20 protein-coding genes are annotated in these 25,930 nt (G+C 63.9%); 7 read left to right on the top strand and 13 right to left on the bottom strand.

Annotated elements, in window-relative coordinates; all coding sequences use genetic code 11:
* Positions 1-62 precede the first annotated feature (62 nt).
* From iscA to AB3X94_RS01790, 6 genes are all read right to left on the bottom strand, one after another.
* Positions 63-386, bottom strand: coding sequence for an iron-sulfur cluster assembly protein IscA (gene iscA, locus AB3X94_RS01815; protein ID WP_129959361.1), 324 nt, complete (start codon positions 384-386; stop codon positions 63-65).
* 81 nt (positions 387-467) lie between these two features.
* On the bottom strand, positions 468-881 hold the full coding sequence (gene iscU, locus AB3X94_RS01810) for a Fe-S cluster assembly scaffold IscU (protein ID WP_013089817.1): 414 nt from the start codon (positions 879-881) through the stop codon (positions 468-470).
* Between the two features lie 72 nt (positions 882-953).
* On the bottom strand, positions 954-2,177 hold the full coding sequence (locus tag AB3X94_RS01805) for an IscS subfamily cysteine desulfurase (protein ID WP_176108193.1): 1,224 nt from the start codon (positions 2,175-2,177) through the stop codon (positions 954-956).
* A gap of 83 nt (positions 2,178-2,260) precedes the next feature.
* Positions 2,261-2,791, bottom strand: a complete 531-nt coding sequence (gene iscR, locus AB3X94_RS01800; RefSeq protein ID WP_013089819.1) for a Fe-S cluster assembly transcriptional regulator IscR — start codon at positions 2,789-2,791, stop codon at positions 2,261-2,263.
* 198 nt (positions 2,792-2,989) lie between these two features.
* Positions 2,990-3,487 (bottom strand): low molecular weight protein-tyrosine-phosphatase, encoded by a 498-nt coding sequence (locus AB3X94_RS01795; protein WP_176108192.1) that lies wholly within the window; start codon positions 3,485-3,487, stop codon positions 2,990-2,992.
* Positions 3,488-3,607: 120 nt separating this feature from the next.
* The gene (locus AB3X94_RS01790) at positions 3,608-3,847 is read right to left on the bottom strand and encodes a hypothetical protein (protein WP_368610666.1); all 240 of its coding nucleotides are present in this window, start codon (positions 3,845-3,847) and stop codon (positions 3,608-3,610) included.
* A 276-nt stretch (positions 3,848-4,123) separates the two neighbouring features.
* Here AB3X94_RS01790 and AB3X94_RS01785 point away from each other — a divergent pair, with 276 nt between their 5' ends.
* Positions 4,124-4,618, top strand: a complete 495-nt coding sequence (locus tag AB3X94_RS01785) for a hypothetical protein (protein WP_368610665.1) — start codon at positions 4,124-4,126, stop codon at positions 4,616-4,618.
* A 90-nt stretch (positions 4,619-4,708) separates the two neighbouring features.
* On the opposite strand, the gene AB3X94_RS01780 is transcribed toward AB3X94_RS01785, so the two are convergent.
* Complete coding sequence (locus tag AB3X94_RS01780) at positions 4,709-6,124, bottom strand: lactate utilization protein B (protein WP_176108190.1); 1,416 nt, start codon at positions 6,122-6,124, stop codon at positions 4,709-4,711.
* A gap of 130 nt (positions 6,125-6,254) precedes the next feature.
* Positions 6,255-6,977, bottom strand: coding sequence for a (Fe-S)-binding protein (locus AB3X94_RS01775; protein ID WP_176108189.1), 723 nt, complete (start codon positions 6,975-6,977; stop codon positions 6,255-6,257).
* Positions 6,978-7,156: 179 nt separating this feature from the next.
* Between AB3X94_RS01775 and AB3X94_RS01770 the strand changes: the two genes are divergently transcribed.
* Positions 7,157-7,981 carry an IclR family transcriptional regulator gene (locus tag AB3X94_RS01770; RefSeq protein WP_176126472.1) on the top strand — a complete coding sequence of 275 codons (825 nt, stop codon included), beginning with the start codon at positions 7,157-7,159 and terminating at the stop codon, positions 7,979-7,981.
* 151 nt (positions 7,982-8,132) lie between these two features.
* Here the strand turns inward: AB3X94_RS01770 and pbpG are convergent, their stop codons facing one another.
* A complete protein-coding gene (gene pbpG, locus AB3X94_RS01765) occupies positions 8,133-9,347 on the bottom strand; it encodes a D-alanyl-D-alanine endopeptidase (protein ID WP_176108188.1) in 1,215 nt (404 codons plus the stop codon).
* 781 nt (positions 9,348-10,128) lie between these two features.
* Here pbpG and AB3X94_RS01760 point away from each other — a divergent pair.
* Positions 10,129-10,704, top strand: a complete 576-nt coding sequence (locus tag AB3X94_RS01760) for a phasin family protein (RefSeq protein WP_013089827.1) — start codon at positions 10,129-10,131, stop codon at positions 10,702-10,704.
* A gap of 320 nt (positions 10,705-11,024) precedes the next feature.
* Here the strand turns inward: AB3X94_RS01760 and lpdA are convergent, their stop codons facing one another.
* From lpdA to aceE, 3 genes are all read right to left on the bottom strand, one after another.
* On the bottom strand, positions 11,025-12,797 hold the full coding sequence (gene lpdA, locus AB3X94_RS01755) for a dihydrolipoyl dehydrogenase (protein WP_176108187.1): 1,773 nt from the start codon (positions 12,795-12,797) through the stop codon (positions 11,025-11,027).
* A 131-nt stretch (positions 12,798-12,928) separates the two neighbouring features.
* Positions 12,929-14,581, bottom strand: a complete 1,653-nt coding sequence (gene aceF / locus AB3X94_RS01750; RefSeq protein WP_368610664.1) for a dihydrolipoyllysine-residue acetyltransferase — start codon at positions 14,579-14,581, stop codon at positions 12,929-12,931.
* An 83-nt stretch (positions 14,582-14,664) separates the two neighbouring features.
* A complete protein-coding gene (gene aceE, locus AB3X94_RS01745; protein ID WP_176108185.1) occupies positions 14,665-17,370 on the bottom strand; it encodes a pyruvate dehydrogenase (acetyl-transferring), homodimeric type in 2,706 nt (901 codons plus the stop codon).
* 275 nt (positions 17,371-17,645) lie between these two features.
* On the opposite strand from aceE, the gene fixL reads away from it, so the two are divergent.
* The 4 genes from fixL (at position 17,646) to AB3X94_RS01725 (ending at position 24,536) form a co-directional block, all read left to right on the top strand.
* Entirely contained in the window at positions 17,646-20,162 is a 2,517-nt protein-coding gene (gene fixL / locus AB3X94_RS01740; RefSeq protein WP_217710116.1) for a PAS domain-containing sensor histidine kinase, read from the top strand.
* Positions 20,159-20,803 (top strand): oxygen response regulator transcription factor FixJ, encoded by a 645-nt coding sequence (gene fixJ, locus AB3X94_RS01735; protein ID WP_008922736.1) that lies wholly within the window; start codon positions 20,159-20,161, stop codon positions 20,801-20,803. Before fixL ends, fixJ begins: the two co-directional genes overlap by 4 nt.
* Positions 20,804-21,241: 438 nt before the next feature.
* Positions 21,242-22,105, top strand: coding sequence for a bifunctional methylenetetrahydrofolate dehydrogenase/methenyltetrahydrofolate cyclohydrolase FolD (gene folD / locus AB3X94_RS01730; RefSeq protein WP_368610663.1), 864 nt, complete (start codon positions 21,242-21,244; stop codon positions 22,103-22,105).
* 325 nt (positions 22,106-22,430) lie between these two features.
* Positions 22,431-24,536 carry a M3 family metallopeptidase gene (locus AB3X94_RS01725; RefSeq protein ID WP_368610662.1) on the top strand — a complete coding sequence of 702 codons (2,106 nt, stop codon included), beginning with the start codon at positions 22,431-22,433 and terminating at the stop codon, positions 24,534-24,536.
* Between the two features lie 74 nt (positions 24,537-24,610).
* On the opposite strand, the gene AB3X94_RS01720 is transcribed toward AB3X94_RS01725, so the two are convergent.
* Entirely contained in the window at positions 24,611-25,912 is a 1,302-nt protein-coding gene (locus AB3X94_RS01720; RefSeq protein WP_176108181.1) for an amidohydrolase family protein, read from the bottom strand.
* Positions 25,913-25,930: the final 18 nt, after the last annotated feature.

Raw genomic sequence — 25,930 nt, 5'->3', positions numbered from 1 at the left:
GGATCAAACTAAAAAGGCGGCCCGCGCCGCCTTTGATCCGCCGCACGCGGAAAGTAACGAATCTAGACTCGGAACGACTCGCCGCAGCCGCATTCGTCTTTCACGTTCGGGTTGTTGAACTTGAAGCCTTCGTTCAGCCCTTCGCGCGCGAAGTCGAGCTCCGTGCCGTCGATATACGCGAGACTCTTCGGGTCGACCACGACCTTCACGCCGCCTGTCTCGAACACCTGATCTTCCGGCGCGAGTTCGTCCACGTACTCGAGCTTGTAGGCGAGGCCCGAGCAACCGGTGGTGCGCACGCCGACGCGCAACCCGATGCCTTTACCACGGCGGGTCAGATACTTCTGGACGTGCTGTGCTGCCTTTTCGGTCAACGTAATTGCCATAACGTTTCTCAGTTGCCGGTGTGCTTGGCGCGCGTGTTCGCGCCGCGCTCACCGGTTGCTTCGTTCTTACCTTGTTGCTGCTCAGGCGGCCTTGCCGTCTTCGGCGACCGCCGCTTCGCCGTGGCGCTGCTTGTAGTCGGCGACTGCTGCCTTGATCGCATCTTCCGCGAGGATCGAGCAGTGGATCTTCACCGGCGGCAGTGCCAGTTCTTCGGCGATCTGCGTGTTCTTGATCGACATGGCCTGGTCTAGCGTCTTGCCCTTCACCCACTCGGTGACGAGCGAGCTCGACGCAATGGCGGAGCCGCAGCCGTAGGTCTTGAACTTCGCGTCTTCGATGATGCCGTCCGCGCCGACGCGGATCTGCAGTTTCATCACGTCGCCGCAGGCCGGCGCACCGACCATGCCGGTACCGACCGTGTCGTCGTCCTTGGCGAAGGAACCGACGTTGCGCGGGTTTTCGTAGTGGTCGAGGACCTTGTCGCTATAAGCCATGATTACACTCCTTGATTCGTTTCAACCTGCAATCCGATGAACGTTCGATGTCGGTTTCGTTCAGCGGGCGCGTCAGTGCGCGGCCCACTGGATGGTCGACAGATCGATGCCGTCCTTGTGCATTTCCCACAGCGGCGACAAATCGCGCAGCTTGGAAATCTTCGTCTTCAGCAGGTTGATCACGTAGTCGATTTCCTGCTCGGTCGTGAAGCGTCCCACCGTGAAGCGGATCGAGCTGTGCGCCAGTTCGTCGTTGCGGCCGAGCGCGCGCAGCACGTACGACGGCTCCAGCGACGCCGACGTGCACGCCGAACCCGACGACACCGCGACGTCCTTCACCGCCATGATCAGCGATTCGCCTTCGACGAAATTGAAGCTGATGTTCAGGTTGTGCGGCACACGCTTTTCCATGTCGCCGTTCACATACACTTCCTCGATTTCCGACAAGCCTTTGAGCAAACGGTCACGCAGCATGCGGATGCGCTCGTTTTCGGTCGCCATCTCTTCACGCGCGATACGGAACGCTTCGCCCATGCCGACGATCTGGTGCGTCGCGAGCGTGCCCGAACGCATACCGCGCTCGTGGCCGCCGCCGTGCATCTGCGCCTCGATCCGGATGCGCGGCTTGCGACGCACGTACAGCGCGCCGATGCCCTTCGGGCCGTAGGTCTTGTGAGCCGAGAACGACATCAGGTCGACCTTCAGCTTCTGCAGATCGATCTGGATCTTGCCGGTGGCCTGCGCCGCGTCGACGTGGAAAATGATGCCCTTTTCACGCGTGATCTCGCCGATCGCCTCGATGTCCTGGATCACGCCGATCTCGTTGTTGACCGACATCACCGACACCAGAATCGTGTCCGGGCGCAGCGCCGCCTTGAATGCGTCGAGGTCGATCAGACCGTCGTCCTTGACATCCAGATAGGTGACTTCGAAGCCTTCTCGCTCGAGTTCGCGGGTGGTGTCCAGCACGGCCTTGTGCTCGGTCTTCACCGTGACGATGTGCTTGCCCTTGCTCTTGTAGAAGTGCGCGGCACCTTTCAGAGCGAGGTTGTCCGACTCCGTCGCACCCGAGGTCCAGATGATTTCGCGCGGATCGGCGTTCACGAGCGCTGCGACCTGCTCGCGCGCTTCCTCGACCGCGCGTTCGGCGTTCCAGCCATAAGCGTGGCTACGCGACGCGGGGTTACCGAACTGTTCACGCAGATACGGGATCATCTTGTCCACCACACGCGGATCGATCGGCGTCGTGGCGCTGTAGTCCATGTAGATGGGCAGATGGAGAGAGTCGTTGTTCATCAATTGCTCCGGGGACGTCATGTGCTCTGGCTTCTGAATTCGATATGGGGCTGCGGCGAAGGATTTCTATCGCGTGCCGCGCTTCACGAACCGGCCATGTTGAAAACGGAATTGGGACCCTTGGGCGCCACGCGGACGGGTTCGACCGCCGGCGCGTCGCTGCGCCTGTCGCGCAGCACCGCCGGCGCGCCTTCGCGCGAACGCTGCTGGTCGACCAGATCCTTTAGCGAAACCGAATCGAGGTATTCGACCATTTTCTGGTTCAGCGTCGACCACAGCTCATGCGTCATGCAGTGGCCATCGTGCTGCTTGGTGCCTTCGCACGTGCCCTTGCCGCCGCACTGGGTGGCGTCGAGCGGCTCGTCGACCGCGATGATGATGTCGGCCACCGTCACCTCCTCGGCACGGCGCGCGAGATTGTAGCCACCGCCCGGTCCGCGCACGGACTCGACGATTTCATGACGGCGCAGCTTGCCAAACAGCTGCTCGAGATACGACAGGGAGATGTGTTGGCGCTGGCTGATACCCGCAAGCGTCACCGGGCCCTGCTCCTGGCGCAACGCCAGGTCGATCATCGCCGTGACGGCGAAACGGCCTTTCGTGGTGAGTCTCATATGATGTGGGAACCGCAATTCTCGACAAGTTTTGTCAAGTATAAATACATGACCGATTTAGTCAAGTATGGGCGGCAAATTTTGTGTCATCTGCTTAATTGATCACCATACTTCGACGCCAGATTCACATGCGCGGCACACGCAGCATGAGGCTGCATTGGTCACCCGAGGGATTCGCCCGCGCTCTTCGCCCGATACCTACGCGAGCAACTGCGGGCGCAGCGCGGCGATCAGCCCGCGGCAGGCTGCTTCGCACTGATCGAGCACCAACTCGAAGCCTTCCGCGCCGCCGAAATACGGGTCGACGACCTCTCGCGCGCCGCTCCAGCGGCCATCCGACTCCGGCACGAACTCCATCAGCAGACGGATCTTGTCACGCTGAGAAGGCGGACACAGTTGCCGCAACGCGGCGACGTTGCGGTCGTCCATTGCAATCAGCAGATCGAAGCGCTCGAAGTCCGCGACCGTGATCTGTCGGCCGCGCAGCGCGTCGAGGGCATAGCCGCGCTGGCGCGCCGCGTGTTGTGCGCGTTCGTCGGGCGGCGCGCCGATGTGCCAATCGCCGGTGCCGGCCGAATCGATCAGAATGCGATCCGCGAGCTTTGCCTCGTCGACCAGATGACGCATCACGCCCTCCGCCGTCGGTGAACGGCAGATATTCCCGAGGCAAACGAAACAGATGGACACAGTTTTCATCAGGGATTCTTCGGCGCTCCAGGCGCCGCGCGTGAGGTCATCAGACAGTCAGCAGACTGCGCCGCGATTATACAAACCTCGACGGATTCGCGCCGGGCGTGGTACAGCCGCCGCGGCTGCCTACGATGCCTCGGCCAGCGGGGTCGCCGCGGCGGCAGGCATCGGTTTAGCCGGCAATGCCGACGCTGTGTCGATCATGCCGTATGACACCGCGCGTGCGAGTTCGGCGGTCAGATGGTTGGCATCGAGCGGCATCTGCGAAGCGCGCGAAGAGGTTTGGCCGCTGACGTGCAGATAGGCGAGCACCGCGAGCGACACAACGATGGCCAGAGGCCAGTACACCGATATTGTCTTTTTCATGATGTGTTTTCCAATTAGGGGCGCATGAGCTTTTGGCCCACTATGCCCAGCCGAAATGCTATGGGAATTCACAATCAGGAAAAACCCGCGCACAAGGGATACATCGTTGCTCGAAATGGAACAGTCAATTGACAGGTCTTCCACGAGCGATTGCGCAATCGCTGGCACGAAAAAGAAGACCTTACAAACTCATACAAAGCCGCTGCGACGGAAAGCGATAATGATGGTCTTATTCTTACATCGACATTTCTTTGCACTTGCAACTGGTCCCACAAAATGAAACGCATTGCACCTCTCGCTGGCCTCGTGGCTGCCGCGCTGCTCGGCGGCTGCGCGGTCTATCCCGACGGCACGCCGATGTATGGCAACGGCTACGGCGCCTATAGCGGCTATGACGATTACGCGCCGGGCGTAGCGGTCGTGCCGCAATCCAATGTGTACCTCGGCTACAGCGATTACGGTCCGGGACGCTACTACGGCCCGCCGCCAGGCCGTGGCTTCCGCGGTCATCCGGGCGACAACGACCACGACAATCACGGCAACGATCGTGGCAACAATGGTGGCGGTCCTGGACAGCCGCACGGCGGGCCACCGCCGCAGGGCGCAGCGGGCGGTCCGCACGGCCCGAGCGGGACGAATGGCGGCCCGCGCCCCGGCGCAGGGGGCCCGCCGCCGGCGCAGCCGCAGCCGCAAGCAGGCAACGGCGGACGGGGCAACGACTGGGTGAGAAATGCGCCTGCCCGTCGCCCGGGGCAACCGACGGAACATTGAGGACCGTCCGACGTCGAGCTAGTCCCGCCCGCGCCCAAGATGACAGCTGTGTGAGCGCGCAGCCGTCAAACCACTCCCACTGCCGCCGGCTCAGCCAATATGGCTCCGCTGCGCGGCATACAACTCCCGGAACGTACGACCCACCGGCGCCGGCATGTCGCGCGTATCGGTCCAGCCCGCGCCGCCGAGCGGCAGCTTTGCAATCGACCGGTTGCGCCCACCCATCCGCTCCAGCACGCGCACGGCGAGTTTCGTAAAGAGCGCATAGGCATCGGGATGCAGCGCGAGCCAACCCCACACCGCCAACCCGGCGCGCTCCTTCCACGGCCGCAGGTGTCGCTCCATCTGCTTTTCGCGCAGCTTGCGCAACAGGTCGGACAATGGGATACCGACCGGGCACACGCTGTTGCATTCGCCGCACAACGTTGCTGCTTGCGGCAAATCGAGCGCCTTGTCGATGCCGACATAGCTCGGCGTCAGCACCGAGCCCATCGGCCCCGGATACACCCACCCGTACGCATGGCCGCCGACCTTCTGATACACCGGGCAATGATTCATGCACGCGCCGCAGCGGATGCAGCGAAGCATCTCCTGAAAGTCTCCGCCGATCAGTCCAGTTCGGCCACCGTCGACGAGCACCACGTACATATGCTCTGGCCCGTCCTGATCACCCGCGCCACGCGGCCCGGTCAGCACCGAAAAATAGTTCGAGGTGGCCTGGCCGGTTGCCGAACGCGGCAGCAGGCGCATCGCTGTCGCGAGATCCTCGAGCGTCGGCAACACCTTCTCGATGCCGGTGACAGCGACGTGCACGCGCGGCATCACCGTGCACATGCCCTCGTTGCCCTCGTTGGTCACGACCACCACCGAGCCCGTTTCCGCGATGATGAAATTGCCGCCCGTCACGCCCATGTCCGCGCTCAGAAAATGCGGCCGCAGCATCTCGCGCGCCTCGCGCGTCATCTCGGGAATCTCGGTGAGCCGCGGCCGGCCGTGGGTCTTCGCGAACAGATCGGCGATCTCGTCTTTATCCTTGTGAACGACCGGCGCGATGATGTGGCTCGGCGGCTCGTTGTCGTTGATCTGCAGGATGTATTCGCCGAGATCGGTTTCGATCGACTGCACGCCCATCTGCCCGAGCACTTCGTTCAGGCGCATTTCCTCGGTGACCATCGACTTGGTCTTGATCACCTTCTTTACGTCGTGCTTGCGCGCGATGTCGCCGACGAGCCGCGCAGCCTCCTGCGTGGTCTCCGCGAATAGCATCGTCACGCCGCGCCGGGTCGCCTCGCGCTCGAAGGTTTCGAGCCACACGTCGAGATTCTCGAGCGCGCGATTGCGACGCTCCTTGAGCGCCGCGCGGGTCGTGGGAAAGTCGATCGCGGTGATCGCGCTGGCGCGCGCCGACACGAACTTCGTAGACAGTTTGGTCAGGTTCTGCTGCAGGCGCTGGTCGGCGAGTTTCTGACCGGCGCGAGCCTTGAACTGCATCGATTGGACTTGCATGGCGGCCCTGAGGAGATCGGATTGAAAACGCGCGGCGCATCCGCGCGCGACGCAATGCGTGAAAGACGCGAGAGACGCGAGAGACGCGAGAGACGCGACGCGAACAATCGCCGTGTTCGCCGCGCGGGGCTTACACGTCGCCGGCCAGCACCTGCGCGATATGCAGCACGCGCGTCGTGGAGTCGCCCTGGCGGCGCAGCCGCCCTTCGATATTCAACATGCAGCCGAGGTCGCCGAGCACGACCGTACCGGCACCGCTCGCGGCGATGTTGGCGCACTTTTCGTCGACGATCGCGGTCGAGATATCGCCGTACTTGACCGCGAACGTGCCGCCGAAGCCGCAGCAATGCTCGCAGCCGTTCATTTCGGTGACCGCGACGCCGACCTGCGCGAGCAGTTCGCGCGGCTGCGCCTTCACGCCCAGTTCCCGCAGGCCCGAGCATGAGTCGTGATAAGTCACCTGTCCTGCGAACTCGCCCGGTTGCAGCTGCACCTTCGCGACGTTGACGAGGAAGTCCGTCAGTTCGAACACCTTGCCGCGCAGGCGGCCGAAACGGTTCATCAGTTCGGGATCGTCGCGGAACAAGTCGCCGTAGTGCGCGCGGATCATGCCGCCGCACGAGCCCGACGGCACCACCACGTAGTCGAACTGTTCGAACTCGCGCAGCGTTTTCTCAGCGAGTTCGCGCGCGAGCCGGCGGTCTCCGGAGTTGTACGCGGGTTGCCCGCAACAGGTTTGCGCAGGCGGCACCATGACCTCGAAACCGGCGCCTTCGATCAGCTTGATGACCGAAAAACCGATCTCGGGACGCATCAGGTCGATCAGGCACGTGACGAACAATCCGACTCGCATGAGCCCTCCTTTCGGGGAAACGTCCCTGATTATCCGCTGTTTGCTGGTGCAATACCAACGGCCGGAAGGCATAGGAAGCAGCACCGTCGGATTGGAAGCGCGCCTCGAGGCGCGTTCGCTTTTTTCACAATACGAGATACAATCAGTTTTCGCTGTTTGACGCATCCACCGATTCTCATATGAGCGATACGAACCCGGATCCCAAAACCTCGATCCAGGTGATCGAACGCATGATGCGCCTGCTCGACGCACTGGCGGCACATAGCGACCCGGTCAGCCTGAAAGAATTGGCCCTCCGCACGGAGCTGCACCCATCCACCGCGCACCGGATCCTGAACGATATGGTGATGTGCCGGCTGGTCGACCGTTCGGACCCCGGCACCTACCGTCTCGGCATGCGCCTCCTTGAACTCGGCAATCTCGTCAAGGCGCGCCTGTCCGTGCGCGACGCGGCGCTCACGCCGATGCGCGAGCTGCACCGTCAGACCGGGCAGACCGTGAACCTGTCGGTACGTCAGGGCGACGAAATCGTCTATATCGAACGCGCGTATTCGGAGCGCTCGGGCATGCAGGTGGTGCGGGCGATCGGCGGGCGCGCGCCGCTCCATCTGACTTCGGTCGGCAAGCTGTTCCTCGCCGCCGACGAAGCCACCCGCGTGCGTGCCTACGCAACCCGCACCGGTCTGTCGGGCCACACGCAAAACAGCATCACCGATCTCGCGAAACTCGAGCGCGAGCTGTCGCATGTGCGCCAGCAGGCCTGCGCGCGCGACAACGAGGAACTGGAGTTGGGCGTGCGCTGCATCGCCGCCGGCATCTACGACGATACGGGCAAGCTGGTCGCGGGGCTGTCGCTGTCGGCGCCGGCCGATCGCTTGCAGGATTCGTGGCTGGGGCAGTTGAGCCAGACCGCGTTGATGATTTCGGAGTCGCTAGGCTACCGGCCGCAGGCGCAGCAGGATCATTCGCACGGCTCGCACAGTTCGCACGGCCAGCATTCGTAGGCCGCACGCACAGGGGCCGCCTGACCGCCGTTGCACCGTTGCGCTCGCCGTTTTCGACGCCAACGAAAAAAGCCTCGCATCCGCGAGGCTTTTTCTTGGCACCACAACTGCAGCCGGCCGGAATACGATCGGCTGACTAATCGTTCTGGCTTCAGGTACCGGGACCGCCGGCATCGGCGCTCGTGATACGCGTCTGGTCGCCGCCGTTGTCGAGCCATGTACGCAGACGCGTCGCGTCCGCGAAACGCGAGTACTTGCCCGACGAATCGAGCAGCACCAGGATCATCGGCCGGCCGTGGATGGTCGCCTGCATCACGAGACACTCACCCGCTTCGTTGATGAAGCCGGTCTTCTGCAGACCGATGTCCCACGTCGGGTTGCGCACCAGCGCGTTCGTGCTGTTATACGCGAGCGTGCGCTTGCCGGTGTACACCTCGTAGCTGTGATCGGTCGAGAACTTGCGGATCAGCGGGTACTGATACGCCGCGTTGACCATCTTCACCAGATCGCGCGCGCTGGACACGTTCATGCTCGTCAAACCGGTCGGGTTCTCGAAGTGCGTGTCGTTCATGCCGAGTTGCCTGGCCTTCGCGTTCATGGCCGCAAGGAACGCCGGGCGGCCGCCCGGGTAGTAGCGCGACAACGCCGCCGCCGCGCGGTTTTCCGACGCCATCAGCGCGATGTGCAGCATGTCTTCGCGCGACAGCACCGAGCCCACCGCCAAACGCGAACCGGTGTTCTTCTCGTAGTCGCGGTCTTCGTCGGTGACTTCGAGTTGGTCGGTCATCGGCTCTTTCGAATCGAGCACCACCATCGCGGTCATCAGCTTGCTGATCGATGCGATCGGTACCACAGCACGCGAGTTCTTGTCGAACAGCGTCTCACCGCTGTTCTGGTCGATTACGTAGGCGACGCTCGAGCGCAGCATCAGCGCGTCCGGCGTCTCGTGCAAACCAAACGCCTGGCCGACGCTCGGCTGGCGCGGCTCGTACGCGACGCGTCGCATCACCGAATGGTGCCGGCCGTTCGCCGCGAACGTCACGCGCTTGCGTTTGACGCCGGCGCGCGGCGCATCTTCGTCTGCGGCAGCGGCTTTCACGGCCTCGCCCTTGCCGGCTTTCGCTGCCTCAGCTTTGCCGGCTTTCGCCGCACGGCTCGACACTTTGTCGGTGGCGGCCGCTTGCGCCGGCTTTTTGGCGGTTTTTGCGTGTGTGGAAGTTTTTGCGGATGCAGCAGACGTAGCTGCAAAAGTGCTGACAGGCGTAGCGAACGCCGCTGCGACGGCCAGCGAGACGGCCACCGACAGAGCGGTGCTGCGCGCCGCGCCGTGGAGCGCCTTTAGCGACGAAAACATGTCGGTTTTCATGGGTGTTCGATAGGGAGCGGCGAGAGGTTTCCGCAAGTGTAGTAAAGCAACGAAAAATTAGCAATTTGAAGCACTTATACGCGGTCCTTAAACCGGCTTGTCAGCTCCGATCGCGAAAACACGAATAAGTGCCGCGCCTCGATCGAAAAAAACGATCGTCGCCAGCAAGCCTCGCCATTGCTGCCGCCCAGCCCAACCGAGCAGATCCTTGCAGGATAACGGCAATTTTGAGACAACCTTGATCCGGGGAAATACTGTCAGAGCGCCGGCGGAAACTACTGCGCTGCGCCATGAGGGCGTTGCGAGCGTGCGAGAGACTTTTAAGTGTCTGACGAAAGTCGCCAACGCGCGTTCGACTACCTTCGTTCTTTAACGTTCCTTGCCATCGGGTGGTTTACATCGAATTGATGATGATGGGTTTTTCAGGGGCGAATCGCTGCGATGCAACCCCTCTCAGCCCCGCATAAAGGCTTTGACGGCGAAAAATAATTTCCCGACCGCCTCTTGCGGGGGTCGTTTATCTCGCACCAGCTAGGTGCAGCGGCTCAATCGTTCCGCGTCATATTAATGACATGCCTACTGCATAACCTCTTGTTTTATCGGCGCTTTCTTAACATTGTGCGACGCACAAAAAACGCTTGACATTCTTTGTGGCCATCCTAAAATGGGAACCATTGCTGCGATGCACAATACATCGCGGCCCAGGCGGACGATCAATCGGCGTCTTGCCACCCACCCAATGCGGTCCGCACAGACCGGCCGCGATCCAGGAGCGTAAACCATGACTCTGCTGACCCCTGAGCAATTCGCCGCAGCCCAGAAAGCCAACTTCGAAACCCTGTTCGGCCTGACGACCAAAGCATTTGAAGGCGTCGAAAAGCTGGTAGAGCTGAACCTGCAAGTTGTGAAGTCGACGCTCGCCGAAAGCCAGGAAAATGCCCAACGCGCGCTGTCCGTGAAGGACGCGCAGGAACTGCTGGCACTGCAAGCAAGCCTCGCGCAGCCGGTGGCTGAAAAGGCGCTGTCGTATGGCCGCCACGTGTACGAAATCGTTTCGGCAACGCAAGGTGAATTCACCCGCGTCGCGGAAGCGCAATTCGAAGAGCAAAACCGCAAGGTTCAGGCGCTCGTCGAAAACGTCGCCAAGAACGCACCGGCTGGTTCGGAAACCGCTGTCGCCGTGATGAAGTCGGCTATCACCGCCGCCAACACCACGTACGAAACGGTCCACAAGGCAACCCGTCAGGCTGTCGAAATCGCCGAAAGCAACTTCAATGCAGCTGCAACGGCCGCTTCGAAGGCAGCTTCGCAAGCCGCTGCGCAAGCATCGCGCGCTGCCGCCAAGAAGGCAGTCTAAGCTTCACGCATCAACACGCCAGGCGTTAAACACCTGGCGTCGTTTCACGCCGGCCCAGCCTACGCGCTGCGCCGGCGTTATCGCAAGCAACAGCGTCGTGCCGTTGCCGCTTATACGGTTTGATTGGCCGAACGCTCCGATACGTTGCAATGGACGTATCGTTTGCCCGGCCGCCAAGCCGGGATTTTTTTGCCCGCCTACCGGCCGCCAGGAAAACAGAAACGGCGCGCTCCGACATGGAGCGCGCCGTTTTTCTTTGCGCCACAGCCTGACGCACTTCGCCGGGCCCGCATGTCGCCATGCATTCCCGGCGCACCGCTTTACTTCTTCTTGACGGGCGGCAGATCGGTACAGACGCCTTCATACAACTCGGCCGCCATGCCGATCGATTCGCCGAGCGTCGGATGCGGATGGATCGTCTTGCCGATATCCGTTGCGTCCGCGCCCATCTCGATCGCGAGACAGACCTCGCTGATCAGGTCGCCCGCGTTCAGCCCGACGATACCGCCGCCGATCACGCGATGCGTCTCCTCATCGAACAGCAGCTTAGTGAAGCCTTCGTCGCGGCCGTTGGCGATCGCGCGGCCCGACGCGGCCCACGGGAATACCGCCTTGCCGAACTTGATGCCTTCGGCTTTCAGCTGGTCTTCCGTCTTGCCGGCCCATGCCACTTCCGGATCGGTGTATGCCACCGACGGAATCTGCATCGCGTCGAAGTACGCCTTCTCGCCATGCGCGGCTTCCGCCGCCACGTGGCCTTCGTGCACGGCCTTGTGCGCGAGCATCGGCTGACCGACGATATCGCCGATCGCGAAGATGTGCGGCACGTTCGTGCGCTGCTGATTGTCGACTTCGATGAAGCCGCGATCCGTCACCGCGACCCCGGCCTTTTCCGCGCCGATCCGCTTGCCGTTCGGCGAGCGGCCCACGGCCACCAGCACGAGGTCATAGCGTTGCGGCTCGGCCGGGGCCTTCTCGCCTTCGAACGACACGTAAATACCGTCGTCCTTCGCTTCGGCCGCGACGGTCTTGGTCTTCAGCATCACGTTCGCGAACCGCTGGCTGTTGTACTTCTCCCAGACCTTGACCAGATCGCGGTCCGCGCCGGTCATCAGGCCTTCGAGCATTTCGACGACGTCGATCTGCGCGCCGAGCGTCGAGTACACGGTCGCCATTTCGAGGCCGATGATGCCGCCGCCGATCACCAGCATGCGCTGCGGAATCTGGCGTAGTTCGAGCGCGCCGGTCGAATCGACGACCCGCGGATCTTCCGGAATGAACGGCAGCTTCACCGCTTCCGAGCCCGCGGCGATGATCGCCTGCTTGAACTTGACGACCTTCTTGCCGCCCTCGGTCTGCACTTCCATGTGGTTCGGATCGACGAACGCGCCGGTGCCCGTCACCACTTCGACTTTGCGCATCTTGGCCATGCCCGCGAGACCGCCGGTCAGCTTCTTGACCACGCCCGATTTGAAATCGCGCAGCTTGTCGAGGTCGATCTGCGGCTTGCCGAACGTGATGCCGTGCGACGCGAGATCAGCCGCTTCGTCGATGACGAGCGCGGTGTGCAGCAGCGCCTTCGACGGGATACAGCCGACGTTCAGACACACGCCGCCGAGCGTCGGATAACGCTCGACCAGCACGGTCTTCATGCCGAGGTCGGCGGAGCGGAACGCGGCCGAATAGCCACCGGGGCCCGAACCGAGCACGAGCATGTCGCACTCGATGTCCGCACTGCCCGAATAGCTGCCGGCCTGCGGCGCCGGTGCGGCGGCCTTCGGCGCGGCAGGCGCCGGCGCGGGCGCCGCCTTTTCAGGTTCCTTCGCTGCCGGGGCGGCCGCGGCCGCGCCGCCCGCCGCTGCCTCGACGAGCGCGATCACCGTGCCCTGCGAAACCTTGTCGCCCGGCTTGATGCGCACTTCCTTGACGGTGCCGGCGGTATCGCTCGGCACTTCCATCGACGCCTTGTCGGATTCGAGCGTCAGCAGCGACTGCTCCTGCTCGATGACGTCGCCCGGCTTGATGTTGACTTCGATAACGTCGACGTCCTTGAAGTCACCGATGTCCGGCACTTTTACTTCGACGAGACTCATGGTGTCCCCTTCTCTTATTGATCGATGATGAGCGGCGCGTTCGGCGCGCATGGCGCACGCGAACGCGCGGACGGCGCGACGCGGATCGTTCGGAACTATCCGCGCCCGCGCCGGCGGACCTCATCAGCCGGTCAAAGAATCACACGCCGGAAATCGGCAAGAATCGAACCGAGGTATGCGTTGAAGCGCGCGGCTTCCGCTCCGTCGATCACGCGATGGTCGTACGACAGCGACAGCGGCATGGTCAGGCGCGGCTCGAACTGCTTGCCGTCCCACACCGGCTTCATCGCGCTGCGCGACAGGCCGAGAATCGCGACTTCAGGCGCATTGATGATCGGCGTGAAGTGCGTGCCGCCGATACCGCCCAGCGACGAGATCGAGAAGCAGCCACCCTGCATCTGGTCCGGCTTCAGCTTGCCTTCGCGCGCGGCCTTCGACAGGTCGGCCATTTCCTTCGCGATGTCGACGAGACCCTTCTTGTCCGCGTCGCGAATCACCGGAACGACGAGGCCGTTCGGCGTGTCCGCGGCAAAACCGATGTGGTAGTACTGCTTGAACACCAGGTTGTCGCCGTCGAGGCTCGCGTTGAAAGTCGGGAATTTCTTCAGGGCCGCCACGCAGGCCTTGATCACGAACGCGAGCATCGTGAACTTGACGCCCGCCTTTTCGTGTTCCTTGTTCAGCTTTACGCGCAGCGCTTCGAGCTCGGTGATGTCCGCTTCGTCGTTGTTCGTGACGTGCGGGATCATGACCCAGTTGCGATGCAGGTTCGCGCCCGAGATCTTCTTGATGCGCGACAGCGGCTTCGGATCGATCGGACCGAACTTCGTGAAGTCGACCTTCGGCCACGGCAGCAGATTCAGTTCGCCACCGCCGGCGGCCGGCGCGGCGGCTCCTGCCGGCGCCGCGCGCTGGCCGGTCATCACGCCCTTCACGAACGCGGTCACGTCGGCCTGCGTAATGCGGCCCTTCGGACCCGTGCCCTTCACCTGGCTCACGTCGACGCCGAGTTCGCGCGCGAACTTGCGCACCGACGGCGAAGCGTGGCTCGGATGACGCGTGCCGCCTTCGCCGGCCGGGATCAGCGGCGCCTGCGCGAGCGCGGACGGCGCGGCCGGTGCCGGGCTCGGCGTGGCCGGCGCGTCGGACGGCTTTTCGGCCGGTGCCTTCGCGGCCGGCGCCGGCGCGGGTGCCGGGGCAGCGCCGCCTTCCGCTTCGATCACGACGATGACCGAGCCTTCCGACACGGTATCGCCAACCTTGACCTTCACTTCCTTGACGACGCCGGCGGCCGAGCTCGGCACGTCCATCGTCGCCTTGTCGGATTCGAGCGTGACGAGCGACTGTTCCTTCTCGACGCGATCGCCGACCTTCACCGTGATCTCGATCACGGGAACGTCTTTGTAGTCGCCGATATCCGGCACCTTGATTTCCTGCACGCCGCCGCCTGCCGCCGCAGGCGCCGCGGCGGGAGCTGCCGCCGGCGCCGGTGCCGGTGCGGGCGCAGGAGCTGCCGCCGGCGCGGGCGCCGCGGCAGCCGCGTTGGCGCCTTCCAGCACGACGATCAGCGTGCCTTCGGACACCGCATCGCCGACCTTGACCTTCACTTCCTTGACGACGCCGTCAGCCGAGCTCGGCACGTCCATCGTCGCCTTGTCGGACTCCAGCGTAACGAGCGATTGCTCTTTTTCGACGGTGTCACCCGCCTTTACCAGCACCTCGATCACAGGGACGTCCTTGTAATCGCCGATGTCCGGCACCTTGACTTCGATCGCTTGACTCATTGTTAGTGTCTCCTGGGCCGCGCACGCCGCCTGCCCCTCGCGACGAGGAGCAGGCGCGTGCATCGTGGCACACGGGTGATGCCTTAGACGGTCATCGGGTTGGGTTTGGCGGGATCAAGGTTGTACTTCTTGAGCGCCTCGGCGACCACCTTGCGTTCGATCGTGCCTTCGTCCGCCAGCGCGTTGAGCGCGGCGACCGTGACCCAGTAGCGATCGACTTCGAAGAAGTGACGCAGCTTCTCGCGCGTGTCCGAACGACCGTAGCCGTCGGTGCCCAGCACCACGAACTTCTGCGGCACGAACGCGCGGATCTGCTCGGTCAGCGCACGCACGTAGTCGGTCGATGCGATGACCGGACCCGGCGCATCCTTCAGCAGCTTCTCGACGTGCGACAGCTTCTTCTCTTCGGTCGGGTGCAGCAGGTTCCAGCGCTGCACTTCGTGACCTTCGCGCGCGAGCTCGGTGAAGCTCGGCACGCTCCACAGGTCGGCGTTCACGCCCCAGTCGTTCTTCAGCAGGTCGGCCGCGGCGATCACTTCGTTGAAGATCGTGCCCGCGCCCATCAGCTGCACATGCGGCGCCTTCTTATCGGCAGCGGTCTTGCTGAACGAGTACATGCCCTTGATGATGTCGGCCGCCACGCTTTCCAGCCCCGCGCCCTGCGGGATCGCCGGGTGCTCGTAGTTCTCGTTCATCACCGTGATGTAGTAATACACATCTTCCTGGTCGGCGACCATGCGGCGCAGACCGTCCTGCACGATGACCGCGAGTTCGTAGCCGAAGGTCGGGTCGTAGCTGATGCAGTTCGGCACCGAAGCCGCCCACAGCAGCGAGTGGCCGTCTTCGTGTTGCAGACCTTCGCCGTTCAGCGTCGTGCGGCCGGCCGTGCCGCCCAGCAGGAAGCCGCGCGAGCGCATGTCGCCAGCGGCCCATGCGAGGTCGCCGATGCGCTGGAAGCCGAACATCGAGTAGAAGATGTAGAACGGGATCATGATCTCGCCGTGCGTCGAGTACGACGTCGCGGCCGCGATCCAGTCGGCCATGCCGCCGGCTTCGTTGATGCCTTCCTGCAGGATCTGACCGGTTTCCGACTCACGGTAGAACATCAGCTGGTCGGAATCTTCCGGCACGTACTTCTGGCCGTCCTGATTCCAGATGCCGATCTGCCGGAACAGACCTTCCATACCGAACGTACGCGACTCGTCCGGCACGATCGGCACGACGCGCTTGCCGAGCGCCTTGTCCTTCAGCAGGATGTTCAGGATCCGCACGAACGCCATCGTCGTGGAGATCTCGCGGCCTTCGCCCGTGCCCTTCAACAGCGGCTCGAATGCCGACAGCTCCGGCACCGGCAGCGACTCGGCCTTCTGACGACGCGCCGGCAGATAGCCGCCGAGGTCCATGCGCCGCTGGCGCATGTATTCGAGTTCCTTCGAGCCTTCCTCGAAGGTCAGGTACGGCACGTCGACGATCTGCTCGTCCGTGATCGGCAGACGGAACTGGTCGCGGAACTTCTTCAGCTGCTCCACCTGCATCTTCTTCTGCTGGTGGGTGATGTTCATCGCCTGGCCGGCTTCGCCCATGCCGTAGCCCTTGATCGTCTTCGCGAGAATGACGGTCGGCTGGCCCTTCGAATTGGTCGCTTCCGTGAACGCCGCGTAGATCTTGTGCGGATCATGGCCGCCGCGGTTCAGATTCCAGATGTCGTCGTCGGACCAGTCGGCGACCAGCGCCTTCAGTTCCGGCGTGTTGAAGAAGTGCTCGCGCACGAACGCACCCGACTCAGACTTGTACGTCTGGTACTCGCCGTCGACCACTTCCATCATGCGGCGCATCAGCGCGCCCGACTTGTCGCGCGCGAAGAGGGCATCCCAGCGGCTGCCCCAGATGACCTTGATCACGTTCCAGCCGGCGCCGCGGAATTCGCTTTCGAGTTCCTGGATGATCTTGCCGTTGCCGCGCACCGGACCGTCGAGACGCTGCAGGTTGCAGTTGATCACGAACACGAGGTTGTCCAGCCGCTCGCGGCCGGCCATGCCGATCGCGCCGAGCGATTCCGGCTCGTCGGTTTCGCCGTCGCCGAGGAAGGCCCAGACCTTGCGGCCGTCGGTCTTCGCGATGCCGCGCGCCTGCAGGTACTTCATGAAGCGCGCCTGGTAGATCGCCATGATCGGGCCCAAGCCCATCGACACGGTCGGGAATTGCCAGAAGTCCGGCATCAGCCACGGATGCGGATACGACGAGATGCCCTCGCCGCCGACTTCCTGGCGGAAGTTGTCGAGCTGCTTGTCGGTCAGCCGGCCGAGCAGGAACGCGCGCGAGTAGACGCCCGGCGACGAGTGGCCCTGCACGAACACGAGGTCACCACCGTGCTCGGCCGACGGTGCGTGCCAGAAGTGGTTGTAGCCGACGTCGTACAGCGTGGCGGCCGACGCGAACGACGCGATGTGACCACCGACGTTGGTTTCCTTGCCGGCGCGCAGCACCATCGCCATTGCGTTCCAGCGGGTGTACGAGCGGATGCGGTGTTCGATGTCCTGGTCGCCGGGGTTCTTGGCCTGGCGCGCGACCGGGATCGTGTTGATGTAAGGCGTATTGGCGGAGAACGGCAGATGTTCGCCGTGCACGCGTGCAAACTCGATCTGCTTTTCGATCAGGTAGTGGGCACGGTCAGGGCCTACAGCAGAAATCACGCCATCCAGCGCTTCCAGCCATTCGCCGGTTTCCTGGGGATCGTCGTCTTTCTCGGCGGCGACATATTTCATGACTTCGTCGGGTACAGCGGACATGCTCGTCTCCTGGATATGGGGAACGCACTTTGAACAGACCATGCGGACGCAGGATAGGCCGCGGCAGCACCGGCCGATTGTAATAAGGGTCCCGACGTCAACGCAATCAAATTTTCAAATTACGAGATCAATTCTCACAATGCGGAAAATTGCTGCAACGCAACCTGGTTTGACTGCCGTTAGACTGATCCGTCGGCTAGTTTGCGCCGATTAACTGCACTTTCCGCGCTTTTTTGCGCCATTTGTCGGGGACGTGCTGAGCTACAATGCCACGCATGTTGACCGAACGGCTTTTCTCTCGCTCGGCGCGCACCGCGGGTTCGCCGGCGGATTCGTCGCCGTCCCCGCGCTGGCACCACGGACCCTGGTGGTCGAATTCCTATTTGCTGACGCCGCTGCTGTCGATCCTGGTATTCCTGGTCGTCATGAGCCTGATTCTCTGGAGTCTGAACCGGCGCGAACAGCAGCAGCAGGAAGACACGCTGTACCGCAACGTCGCGTGGGCGCAGCAGCAGATCCGGCTGTCAATGACAGGCGCGCAGGAACAGATCCAGGCGCTCGCGCGCGACCTCGCCGCCGGCCATGCCGACGAGCATTCGTTCCAGGTGAACACCACGGACATCATGCAGGGGCACCCCGAGATCCTCTACATGAACTGGTACACCGCTCAGCAGCAGCCGCGCTGGCCCAATGCCGCGCCGCCGGTGCTCGGCCAGCGGCTCGCGCGCCCCAACGACGCGCAAATGGACGAAGCGGTCAAAGCCGGTTTCGCCGAAGCGCGCAACACGCGCCGCCAGGTGTACTCGCCGCTCATCTACGACGACCTCGGCAACGGCTTCATCACGCTGCAAACGCCGATCTTCCGCGACCGCGATTTCCTCGGCACGATCGCCGCGGTGTTCTCGGTGGAAGGCATTCTGAAGCGCGACATCCCGCCCGAGCTGTCGGCCAAATACAAGATCTCGATCATCGACGTGAACAACCGCGAGTTGACGACCACGTCGACCCGCCCGCGCCTGCCGCGCGACATGTTCTACGACCTGCCGCTCGACCCGCCGGGCCAGGGCATCTCGGTGCGCGTGTACGCGTTCCCGCAGATCACCAACTTCACGAACAACACGCTGGTGTGGCTGGTGGCCGGCCTGTCCTGCTTCGTGCTGTGGAGCCTGTGGAGTTTGTGGAAGCACACCCGGCAGCGCTTCGAGGCGCAGCAGGCGCTGTACGCGGAAGCGTTTTTCCGCCGCGCGATGGAAAACTCGGTGCTGATCGGCATGCGCGTGCTCGACATGCACGGCCGCATCACGCACGTGAACCCGGCGTTCTGCCGCATGACCGGCTGGGACGAAAGCGACCTCGTCGGCAAGAGCGCGCCGTTCGCCTACTGGCCGCGCGACGCTTACCCCGAGATGCAGCGCCAGCTCGACATGACGCTGCGCGGCAAGGCGCCCTCGTCCGGCTTCGAGCTGCGCGTGCGGCGCAAGGACGGCTCGACGTTCCACGCACGGCTCTACGTGTCGCCGCTGATCGACAGCTCGGGCCGCCAGACCGGCTGGATGTCGTCGATGACCGACATCACCGAGCCGAAGCGCGCGCGCGAAGAACTCGCCGCTGCCCACGAACGCTTCACGACCGTGCTCGAAAGCCTCGATGCCGCGGTGTCCGTTCTGGCCGCCGACGAAGCCGAGCTGCTGTTCGCGAACCGCTACTACCGGCATCTGTTCGGCATCCGCCCGGACGGCCACCTCGAACTCGCGGGCGGCGGCTTCGACAGCTCGCAGGCGTCGTCCGATTCGATCGACATGGTCGACACCTTCGTCGGCCTGCCCGCCGCCGCGCTGACCGAAAGCACCGCCGACGCGCAGGAAATCTACATCCCCGGCATCCAGAAATGGTTCGAGGTGCGGCGCCAGTACATCCAGTGGGTGGATGGCCATCTCGCGCAGATGCAGATCGCGACCGACATCACGACCCGCAAGCGCGCGCAGGAGCTGGCGCGCCAGCAGGACGAGAAGCTGCAGTTCACGAGCCGCCTGATGACAATGGGCGAAATGGCCTCGTCGCTCGCGCATGAACTGAATCAGCCGCTCGCCGCGATCAATAACTATTGCTCCGGGACCGTCGCGCTGGTTAAATCCGGTCGAACGACGCCCGACAATCTGCTGCCGGTGCTCGAAAAGACCGCACAGCAGGCGGTGCGCGCCGGCATGATCATCAAGCGCATCCGCGAGTTCGTGAAGCGCAGCGAGCCGAAGCGTCAGGCCACGCGGGTCGCGGATATCGTCGCCGACGCGGTGGGTCTCGCCGAAATCGAGGCAAGGAAGCGGCGGATTCGCATCGTCACCGATCTGCGCTCGCGGCTGCCGGTGATCTACGTTGATCCGGTGCTGATCGAGCAGGTGCTGGTAAACCTGCTGAAGAACGGCGTCGAGGCTATGGCCGAAGCGCGCCCGAATGCGGTCGACCCAGTGATCCGGGTGGTCGTGCGACTGGAGAGCGGCTTCGTTTGCATCAGCGTCGTCGATCAGGGGCCGGGCGTCGACGAAACGACCGCCGAGCGTCTGTTCGAACCGTTTTACAGCACCAAGTCCGATGGTATGGGCATGGGGCTGAACATTTGCCGTTCGATTATCGAATCGCACCGCGGGCGTCTGTGGGTGGTCAATAATGTCGAATCCGACGGCCACATCACGGGCGCCACGTTCCATTGCAGTCTGCCTATTGGGGAGCCTGACGGCCCGAGCAACGGCGGGTCCGAGGCGCCGACACCACAAACCGTTACGGGAGAGCTATGAACAGCCCAGTCACCACCCAGGAAACCGTCTTTGTCGTCGACGACGACGAGGCCGTGCGAGATTCGCTGCGCTGGCTGCTGGAGGCGAACGGCTACCGCGTTCAATGCTTCCTGAGCGCCGAACAGTTCCTCGACGCATGGCAGCCGCATCAGCATCCGGGCCAGATCGCGTGCCTGATCCTCGACGTGCGGATGTCCGGCATGAGCGGGCTCGAGTTGCAGGAACGCCTGATCGCCGACAACGCTTCGCTGCCGATCATCTTCGTGACGGGTCACGGCGACGTGCCGATGGCGGTGTCGACGATGAAAAAAGGCGCGATGGACTTCATCGAAAAGCCGTTCGACGAAGCCGAACTGCGCAAGCTCGTCGAGCGCATGCTCGACAAGGCGCGCAGCGAAAGCACCAGCGTCCAGCAGCAGCGTGCCGCGGCCGAGCGCCTCGGCAAGCTGACCGCGCGTGAGCATCAGGTGCTCGAGCGGATCATCGCGGGCCGCCTGAACAAGCAGATTGCCGACGACCTCGGCATCAGCATCAAGACGGTCGAAGCGCATCGCGCGAACATCATGGAAAAGCTGAACGTCAACACGGTCGCCGATCTGCTGCGACTCGCGCTGTCGAACAAGCCGCAAACGGCGCAGTAACGTCGGTATGGGCGGCCCTTCGCCCGGAGGGCCGTTTCTGCGTGACCGCCATGAGTGGCAGTTGCGTCGCCCGTTCGTGACGGCGTGAGCGTCGCTGGGTCCGGCGTGGCGTGGCGTGCGAGCGGCCTGCCCCGCCGCCCGCGTTGCGCTTTCTGGCCGTCACACGTCCCGCCCCCTCCCCTCCCGTACGCTTCCACGCGCGACACGGGCCCCGAATCCACTGCGGAAGCGCGCCTTACGCGCCGGTATAATGTCGGACTTTGCAGCGGCGCCTTGCCCGAACCGGTAACGCGCCTGTCGCAGGGCGACCCGACTTCGTCAAGCAGCCGAAGCACGCCGTCGCGCGCCCCCTCCGCGCGAGCGCTTCGCCCCGCCAGCCAAAACCGCCTGCCCCGAATCGATTCCCGATCCCAACCTCGACTCAACGTTCGACCGACCATGACTGCCAAACTGATCGACGGCCTCGCCCTCTCCAAGACCCTGCGCGCCGACGTCGCGGCGCGCGCCGCAGCCCTGACCGCCCGCGGCCATCAGCCGGGCCTCGCCGTGATTCTGGTCGGCGACAATCCGGCCAGCGAAGTGTATGTGCGCAACAAGGTGAAAGCCTGCCACGACAACGGCCTCGGCTCGTCGTTCGACCGCTATCCGGCCGACCTGCCCGAAGCCGACCTGCTCGCGCGCATCGACGAGCTGAACCGCGACCCGGCCATCCACGGCATCCTCGTGCAGTTGCCGCTGCCGAAGCACATCGACAGCCACAAGGTGATCGAGGCGATCGCGCCCGAGAAGGACGTCGACGGTTTCCACGTCGCCAACGCGGGCGCGCTCCTGACCGGCCAGCCGCTGTTCCGTCCGTGCACGCCGTACGGCGTGATGAAAATGTTCCAGGCCTACGGCATCGAGCTGAAGGGCGCCAACGCGGTGGTGATCGGCCGCTCGAACATCGTCGGCAAGCCGATGGCGCTGCTGCTGCTCGAAGCGGGCGCGACCGTCACGATCTGCCACAGCAAGACGCGCGATCTGGCCGCGCACACGCGCAACGCCGATGTCGTGGTCGCCGCGACCGGTCTGCGCAACATCCTGACCGCCGACATGGTGAAGCCGGGCGCGACCGTGATCGACGTCGGCATGAATCGCGACGACGCCGGCAAGCTGTGCGGCGACGTCGACTTCGCGGGGGTCAAGGAAGTGGCCGGCCATATCACGCCGGTGCCGGGCGGCGTCGGCCCGATGACGATCACGATGCTGCTCGTCAACACGATCGAAGCGGCCGAGCGCGAGGCGGACGCGGCCAAGGCGTAAGCGCCGGGCGATAAGTGCGAGGCGGAGTGAGGCGACTCATCCGTCTCGTCCACGGGCTCATCACCCACCCTCCCTCTCTCGCAGCCCGCCCTCATCACGGCGCCGCCAGATCCCGCGGCCGACACCCCGCCCCAACGCGCGCCAGCGCACCGCAACATCTGTTAATTTGTCAGCCGATGGATTGGAATCGGCGCCTCCCGCCCCAATACTGTCCTTTGCCGGTGCCGCCGCGCGCCGTGCGCCGATCGTCGAGCGACACGCCACGAGACGGCTCGCGCGAGCGCCCCCGCACCGCCCCCTTCACCCGCGTCAGACAGGAAGCCCTATGTCCACTACCGCCACGCCTCAAGACAACCCGCTCCTCGATTTTTCCGATCTGCCGCGCTTTGGCTCCATCCGACCCGAGCATGTGACGCGCGCCCTCGACGTGCTGCTCGCCGACGCGGCGGCCGCCGTCGAGCGTGCCGCGCTGCCGGTCACGCCCGCGTCGTGGGCCGACGTCGTCGAACCGGTCGAGCGCGCCACCGAGCCGCTGTCGCGCGCGTGGAGCGTGATCGGCCATCTGAATGCCGTCGCCGATACGCCCGAGCTGCGCGCCGTGTACGGCGACAACCTGCCGCGCGTGACCGAGTTCTGGTCGAGCGTCGGCCAGAATCTCGCGCTCTACGAGAAGTACAAGGCATTGAACGCGAGCGACGAGTTTGCATCGCTGAACGGCGAACGCAAGAAGATCCTCAGCAACGCGCTGCGCGACTTCCGCCTGTCCGGCGCCGAGCTGCCGGAAGACCAGAAGCCGCGTTTCGCGGAATTGCAGGAGCGCCAGGCGGCGCTGTCGAAGGCGTTTTCGGATCACGTGCTCGATGCGACCAACGCGTATGCGTACATCGTCGATGCGGGCGACGATGCGCAACTGGCGGGCCTTCCGGAAGACGTGATCGAAGCCGCGAAGGAAGCCGCCGAGCGCGACGGCAAGACCGGCTACAAGTTCACGCTGCACTTCCCGTCGTATTTCCCGGTCATGCAGTACTCGGAAAACCGTCCGATGCGCGAAGCGATGTATCGCGCGTACGTGACCCGCGCGTCCGAGCTCGGCGCGCAATACGGCAACGGCAAGACCGAGTGGGACAACACCCAGGTGCTCGCCGACGAACTGAAGCTGCGCGCCGAAGAAGCGCAGATGCTCGGCTACGGCAACTTCGCCGAAGTGTCGCTCGCGCCGAAGATGGCCGAATCGCCGGCTCAGGTGATGGCCTTCCTCGAAGACCTCGCGACGCGCGCGCGTCCGCATGCGGAGCAGGACTGGAAGGAGCTGCGCGAATTCGCCGCGAGCGAACTCGGCATGACCGATCTGCAGCCGTGGGACATGACGTTCGCCGCCGAGCGTCTGCGCCAGAAGCGCTATTCGTTCTCGGAAAACGAAGTGAAGCAGTACTTCCCGGAAGACGCGGTGTTCAAGGGTCTGTTCAAGGTGACCGAGACGCTGTTCGGCGTGCGCATCCGCCGCGACGAGGCAGCGGTCTGGCATCCGGACGTGCGCTTTTTCCGCGTCGAGAATCAGGACGGCGGCCTCGTCGCGCAGTTCTATCTCGACCTGTATGCACGCGAAGGCAAGCGCGGCGGCGCCTGGATGGACGATGCGCGCGGCCGTCACAAGCTCGCGCACGGCGCGGTGCAAACGCCAGTCGCGTACCTGACGTGCAATTTTTCAGCGCCGGTCGGCGGCAAGCCCGCCTGCTTCACGCACGACGAAGTGATCACGCTGTTCCACGAGTTCGGCCATGGCTTGCATCACATGCTGACGCGCGTCGATGAGCTCGGCGTGTCGGGAATCAACGGTGTCGAATGGGATGCGGTCGAACTGCCGTCGCAGTTCATGGAGAACTTCTGCTGGGAATGGGACGTGCTGTCCGACATGACCTCGCACGTCGATACCGGAAAGTCGCTGCCGCGTGATCTGTTCGACAAGATGCTAGCCGCGAAGAACTTCCAGAGCGGTCTCGGCACGATGCGGCAGATCGTGTTCTCGATGTTCGACATGCAACTGCATACCGGCTTCGATGCGAACGGTGCGAAGAGCGCCAACGACCTCGCGCGCGAAATCAACGAACGCTTCCACGTCGTGCCGCAAGCGCCGTTCTCGCGCTGGCCGAATACGTTCAGCCATATTTTCGCGGGCGGTTACGCGGCCGGCTACTACAGCTACAAGTGGGCGGAAGTGCTGTCGGCCGATGCGTACGCGGCATTCGAAGAAGCCGCGCAAGCCGCGGGCAGCGTGCTCGATCAGTCGACCGGCATGCGCTATCGCCGCGAGATTCTCGAAGTGGGCGGCAGCCGTCCGGCGATGGAATCGTTCAAGGCGTTCCGCGGCCGCGAACCGAATATCGATGCGCTGCTGCGGCATAACGGCATGGCGCCGGGTGCCGCACACTGAGCGATGCCAATAGAAAAACCGGCGGTCTGCGCGAGCAGGCCGCCGGTTTTTTCATTCATCCGCGAAACACCGCGCTACGCGCGATGCAGCTTGAAATCGACCTGTTCAGGCCGCCCTTCGAGCGATAACGACGCGCGCGCGGCCGGCGCGCGGCTCACCACCCTGCCCCGGCTCACCACCGCGAGCCGCGCGGCGCGCAGGCGGATCGCCTCGATCTCGTCGCGCGCATCGAGCACGACGAGATTGGCCGCGCATCCGGGCGCGATGCCGTAGTCTTCCAGACCGAGAATGCGCGCGGCGTTCACGGTCACCGCGTCGAAACAGGCGTGCATGCCGTCGACGCTGGTCATCTGCGCAACATGCAGGCCCATCTGCGCGACTTCGAGCATGTCGGCCGAGCCGAGGCTGTACCACGGGTCCATCACGCAGTCGTGGCCGAATGCGACCGTGATGCCCGCTGCCAACATTTCCGGCACCCGCATCATGCCGCGCCGTTTCGGGTACGTGTCGCTGCGGCCTTGCAGCGTGATGTTGATGAGCGGATTGGCGATCGCCGCGACGCCCGACTCGCGCATCAGCGGCAACAGCTTGCTCACGTAGTAGTTGTCCATCGAATGCATCGACGTAAGGTGCGAACCGGTGACGCGTCCGTGCAAGCCGAGCCGATGGGTTTCGGCCGCGAGCGTTTCGATGTGGCGTGACAGCGGATCGTCCGATTCGTCGCAATGCATGTCGACGCGCAGACCCTGCCCGGCCGCGTACTCGCACAGCATGCGCACCGACTGCGCGCCGTCGGCCATCGTGCGCTCGAAATGCGGAATGCCGCCGACCACGTCGACGCCCATGCCGATCGCGCGCTTCAGGTTGTCGAACGCGCCGGCGCTGCGCAGCAGACCGTCCTGCGGGAAAGCGACCAGTTGCAGATCGAGATACGGCGCGACGCGGCGCTTCACTTCGAGGAGTGCTTCGACCGCGAGCAGACGCGGATCGCACACGTCGACGTGGCTGCGGATCGCGAGCAGGCCGCGCGCGACGGCCCAGTCGCAATACTGCATCGCGCGTTCGATCAACGCTTGCTGCGTGAGTTCGGGCTTCAACTCGCCCCATAGCGCGATGCCTTCGAGCAGCGTGCCCGACTCGTTCACGCGCGGCAAACCGTAAGACAGCGTCGCATCCATATGGAAATGCGGATCGACGAAAGGCGGCGTGACGAGCGAACCGGCCGCGTCGATTTCGTCGCGCGCGCTCGCGGCCAGGTCCGGCTCAACCGCGACGATGCGACCCGCGGCGATGCCGATGTCGACTGGGGACGGGTGATGCGGGGACATCTGTGCGGCACTGCGCGGCAGCGCCGCGCGGCGGATGATCAGATCCATGTTCGCTCCGGTTGATCG

The organism is Paraburkholderia sp. BR10923, assembly GCF_040948765.1.
Taxonomy (GTDB): Bacteria; Pseudomonadota; Gammaproteobacteria; order Burkholderiales; family Burkholderiaceae; genus Paraburkholderia; species Paraburkholderia youngii.
This window is presented reverse-complemented; position numbering and strand designations above follow the sequence as displayed.

Bases quoted from the DNA above. Each gene is read 5' to 3' on its own strand.
- AB3X94_RS01790 (WP_368610666.1), bottom strand. From the start codon at position 3,847: ATGAAAAAGACAATATCGGTGTACTGGCCTCTGGCCATCGTTGTGTCG.
- aceE (WP_176108185.1), bottom strand. From the start codon at position 17,370: ATGTCCGCTGTACCCGACGAAGTCATGAAATATGTCGCCGCCGAGAAA.
- AB3X94_RS01780 (WP_176108190.1), bottom strand. From the start codon at position 6,124: ATGCAAGTCCAATCGATGCAGTTCAAGGCTCGCGCCGGTCAGAAACTC.
- folD (WP_368610663.1), top strand. From the start codon at position 21,242: ATGACTGCCAAACTGATCGACGGCCTCGCCCTCTCCAAGACCCTGCGC.
- AB3X94_RS01725 (WP_368610662.1), top strand. From the start codon at position 22,431: ATGTCCACTACCGCCACGCCTCAAGACAACCCGCTCCTCGATTTTTCC.
- iscR (WP_013089819.1), bottom strand. From the start codon at position 2,791: ATGAGACTCACCACGAAAGGCCGTTTCGCCGTCACGGCGATGATCGAC.
- iscU (WP_013089817.1), bottom strand. From the start codon at position 881: ATGGCTTATAGCGACAAGGTCCTCGACCACTACGAAAACCCGCGCAAC.
- AB3X94_RS01720 (WP_176108181.1), bottom strand. From the start codon at position 25,912: ATGGATCTGATCATCCGCCGCGCGGCGCTGCCGCGCAGTGCCGCACAG.
- fixL (WP_217710116.1), top strand. From the start codon at position 17,646: ATGTTGACCGAACGGCTTTTCTCTCGCTCGGCGCGCACCGCGGGTTCG.
- AB3X94_RS01785 (WP_368610665.1), top strand. From the start codon at position 4,124: ATGAAACGCATTGCACCTCTCGCTGGCCTCGTGGCTGCCGCGCTGCTC.
- AB3X94_RS01770 (WP_176126472.1), top strand. From the start codon at position 7,157: ATGAGCGATACGAACCCGGATCCCAAAACCTCGATCCAGGTGATCGAA.
- lpdA (WP_176108187.1), bottom strand. From the start codon at position 12,797: ATGAGTCTCGTCGAAGTAAAAGTGCCGGACATCGGTGACTTCAAGGAC.
- fixJ (WP_008922736.1), top strand. From the start codon at position 20,159: ATGAACAGCCCAGTCACCACCCAGGAAACCGTCTTTGTCGTCGACGAC.
- AB3X94_RS01775 (WP_176108189.1), bottom strand. From the start codon at position 6,977: ATGCGAGTCGGATTGTTCGTCACGTGCCTGATCGACCTGATGCGTCCC.
- iscA (WP_129959361.1), bottom strand. From the start codon at position 386: ATGGCAATTACGTTGACCGAAAAGGCAGCACAGCACGTCCAGAAGTAT.
- AB3X94_RS01760 (WP_013089827.1), top strand. From the start codon at position 10,129: ATGACTCTGCTGACCCCTGAGCAATTCGCCGCAGCCCAGAAAGCCAAC.
- aceF (WP_368610664.1), bottom strand. From the start codon at position 14,581: ATGAGTCAAGCGATCGAAGTCAAGGTGCCGGACATCGGCGATTACAAG.
- AB3X94_RS01805 (WP_176108193.1), bottom strand. From the start codon at position 2,177: ATGAACAACGACTCTCTCCATCTGCCCATCTACATGGACTACAGCGCC.
- pbpG (WP_176108188.1), bottom strand. From the start codon at position 9,347: ATGAAAACCGACATGTTTTCGTCGCTAAAGGCGCTCCACGGCGCGGCG.
- AB3X94_RS01795 (WP_176108192.1), bottom strand. From the start codon at position 3,487: ATGAAAACTGTGTCCATCTGTTTCGTTTGCCTCGGGAATATCTGCCGT.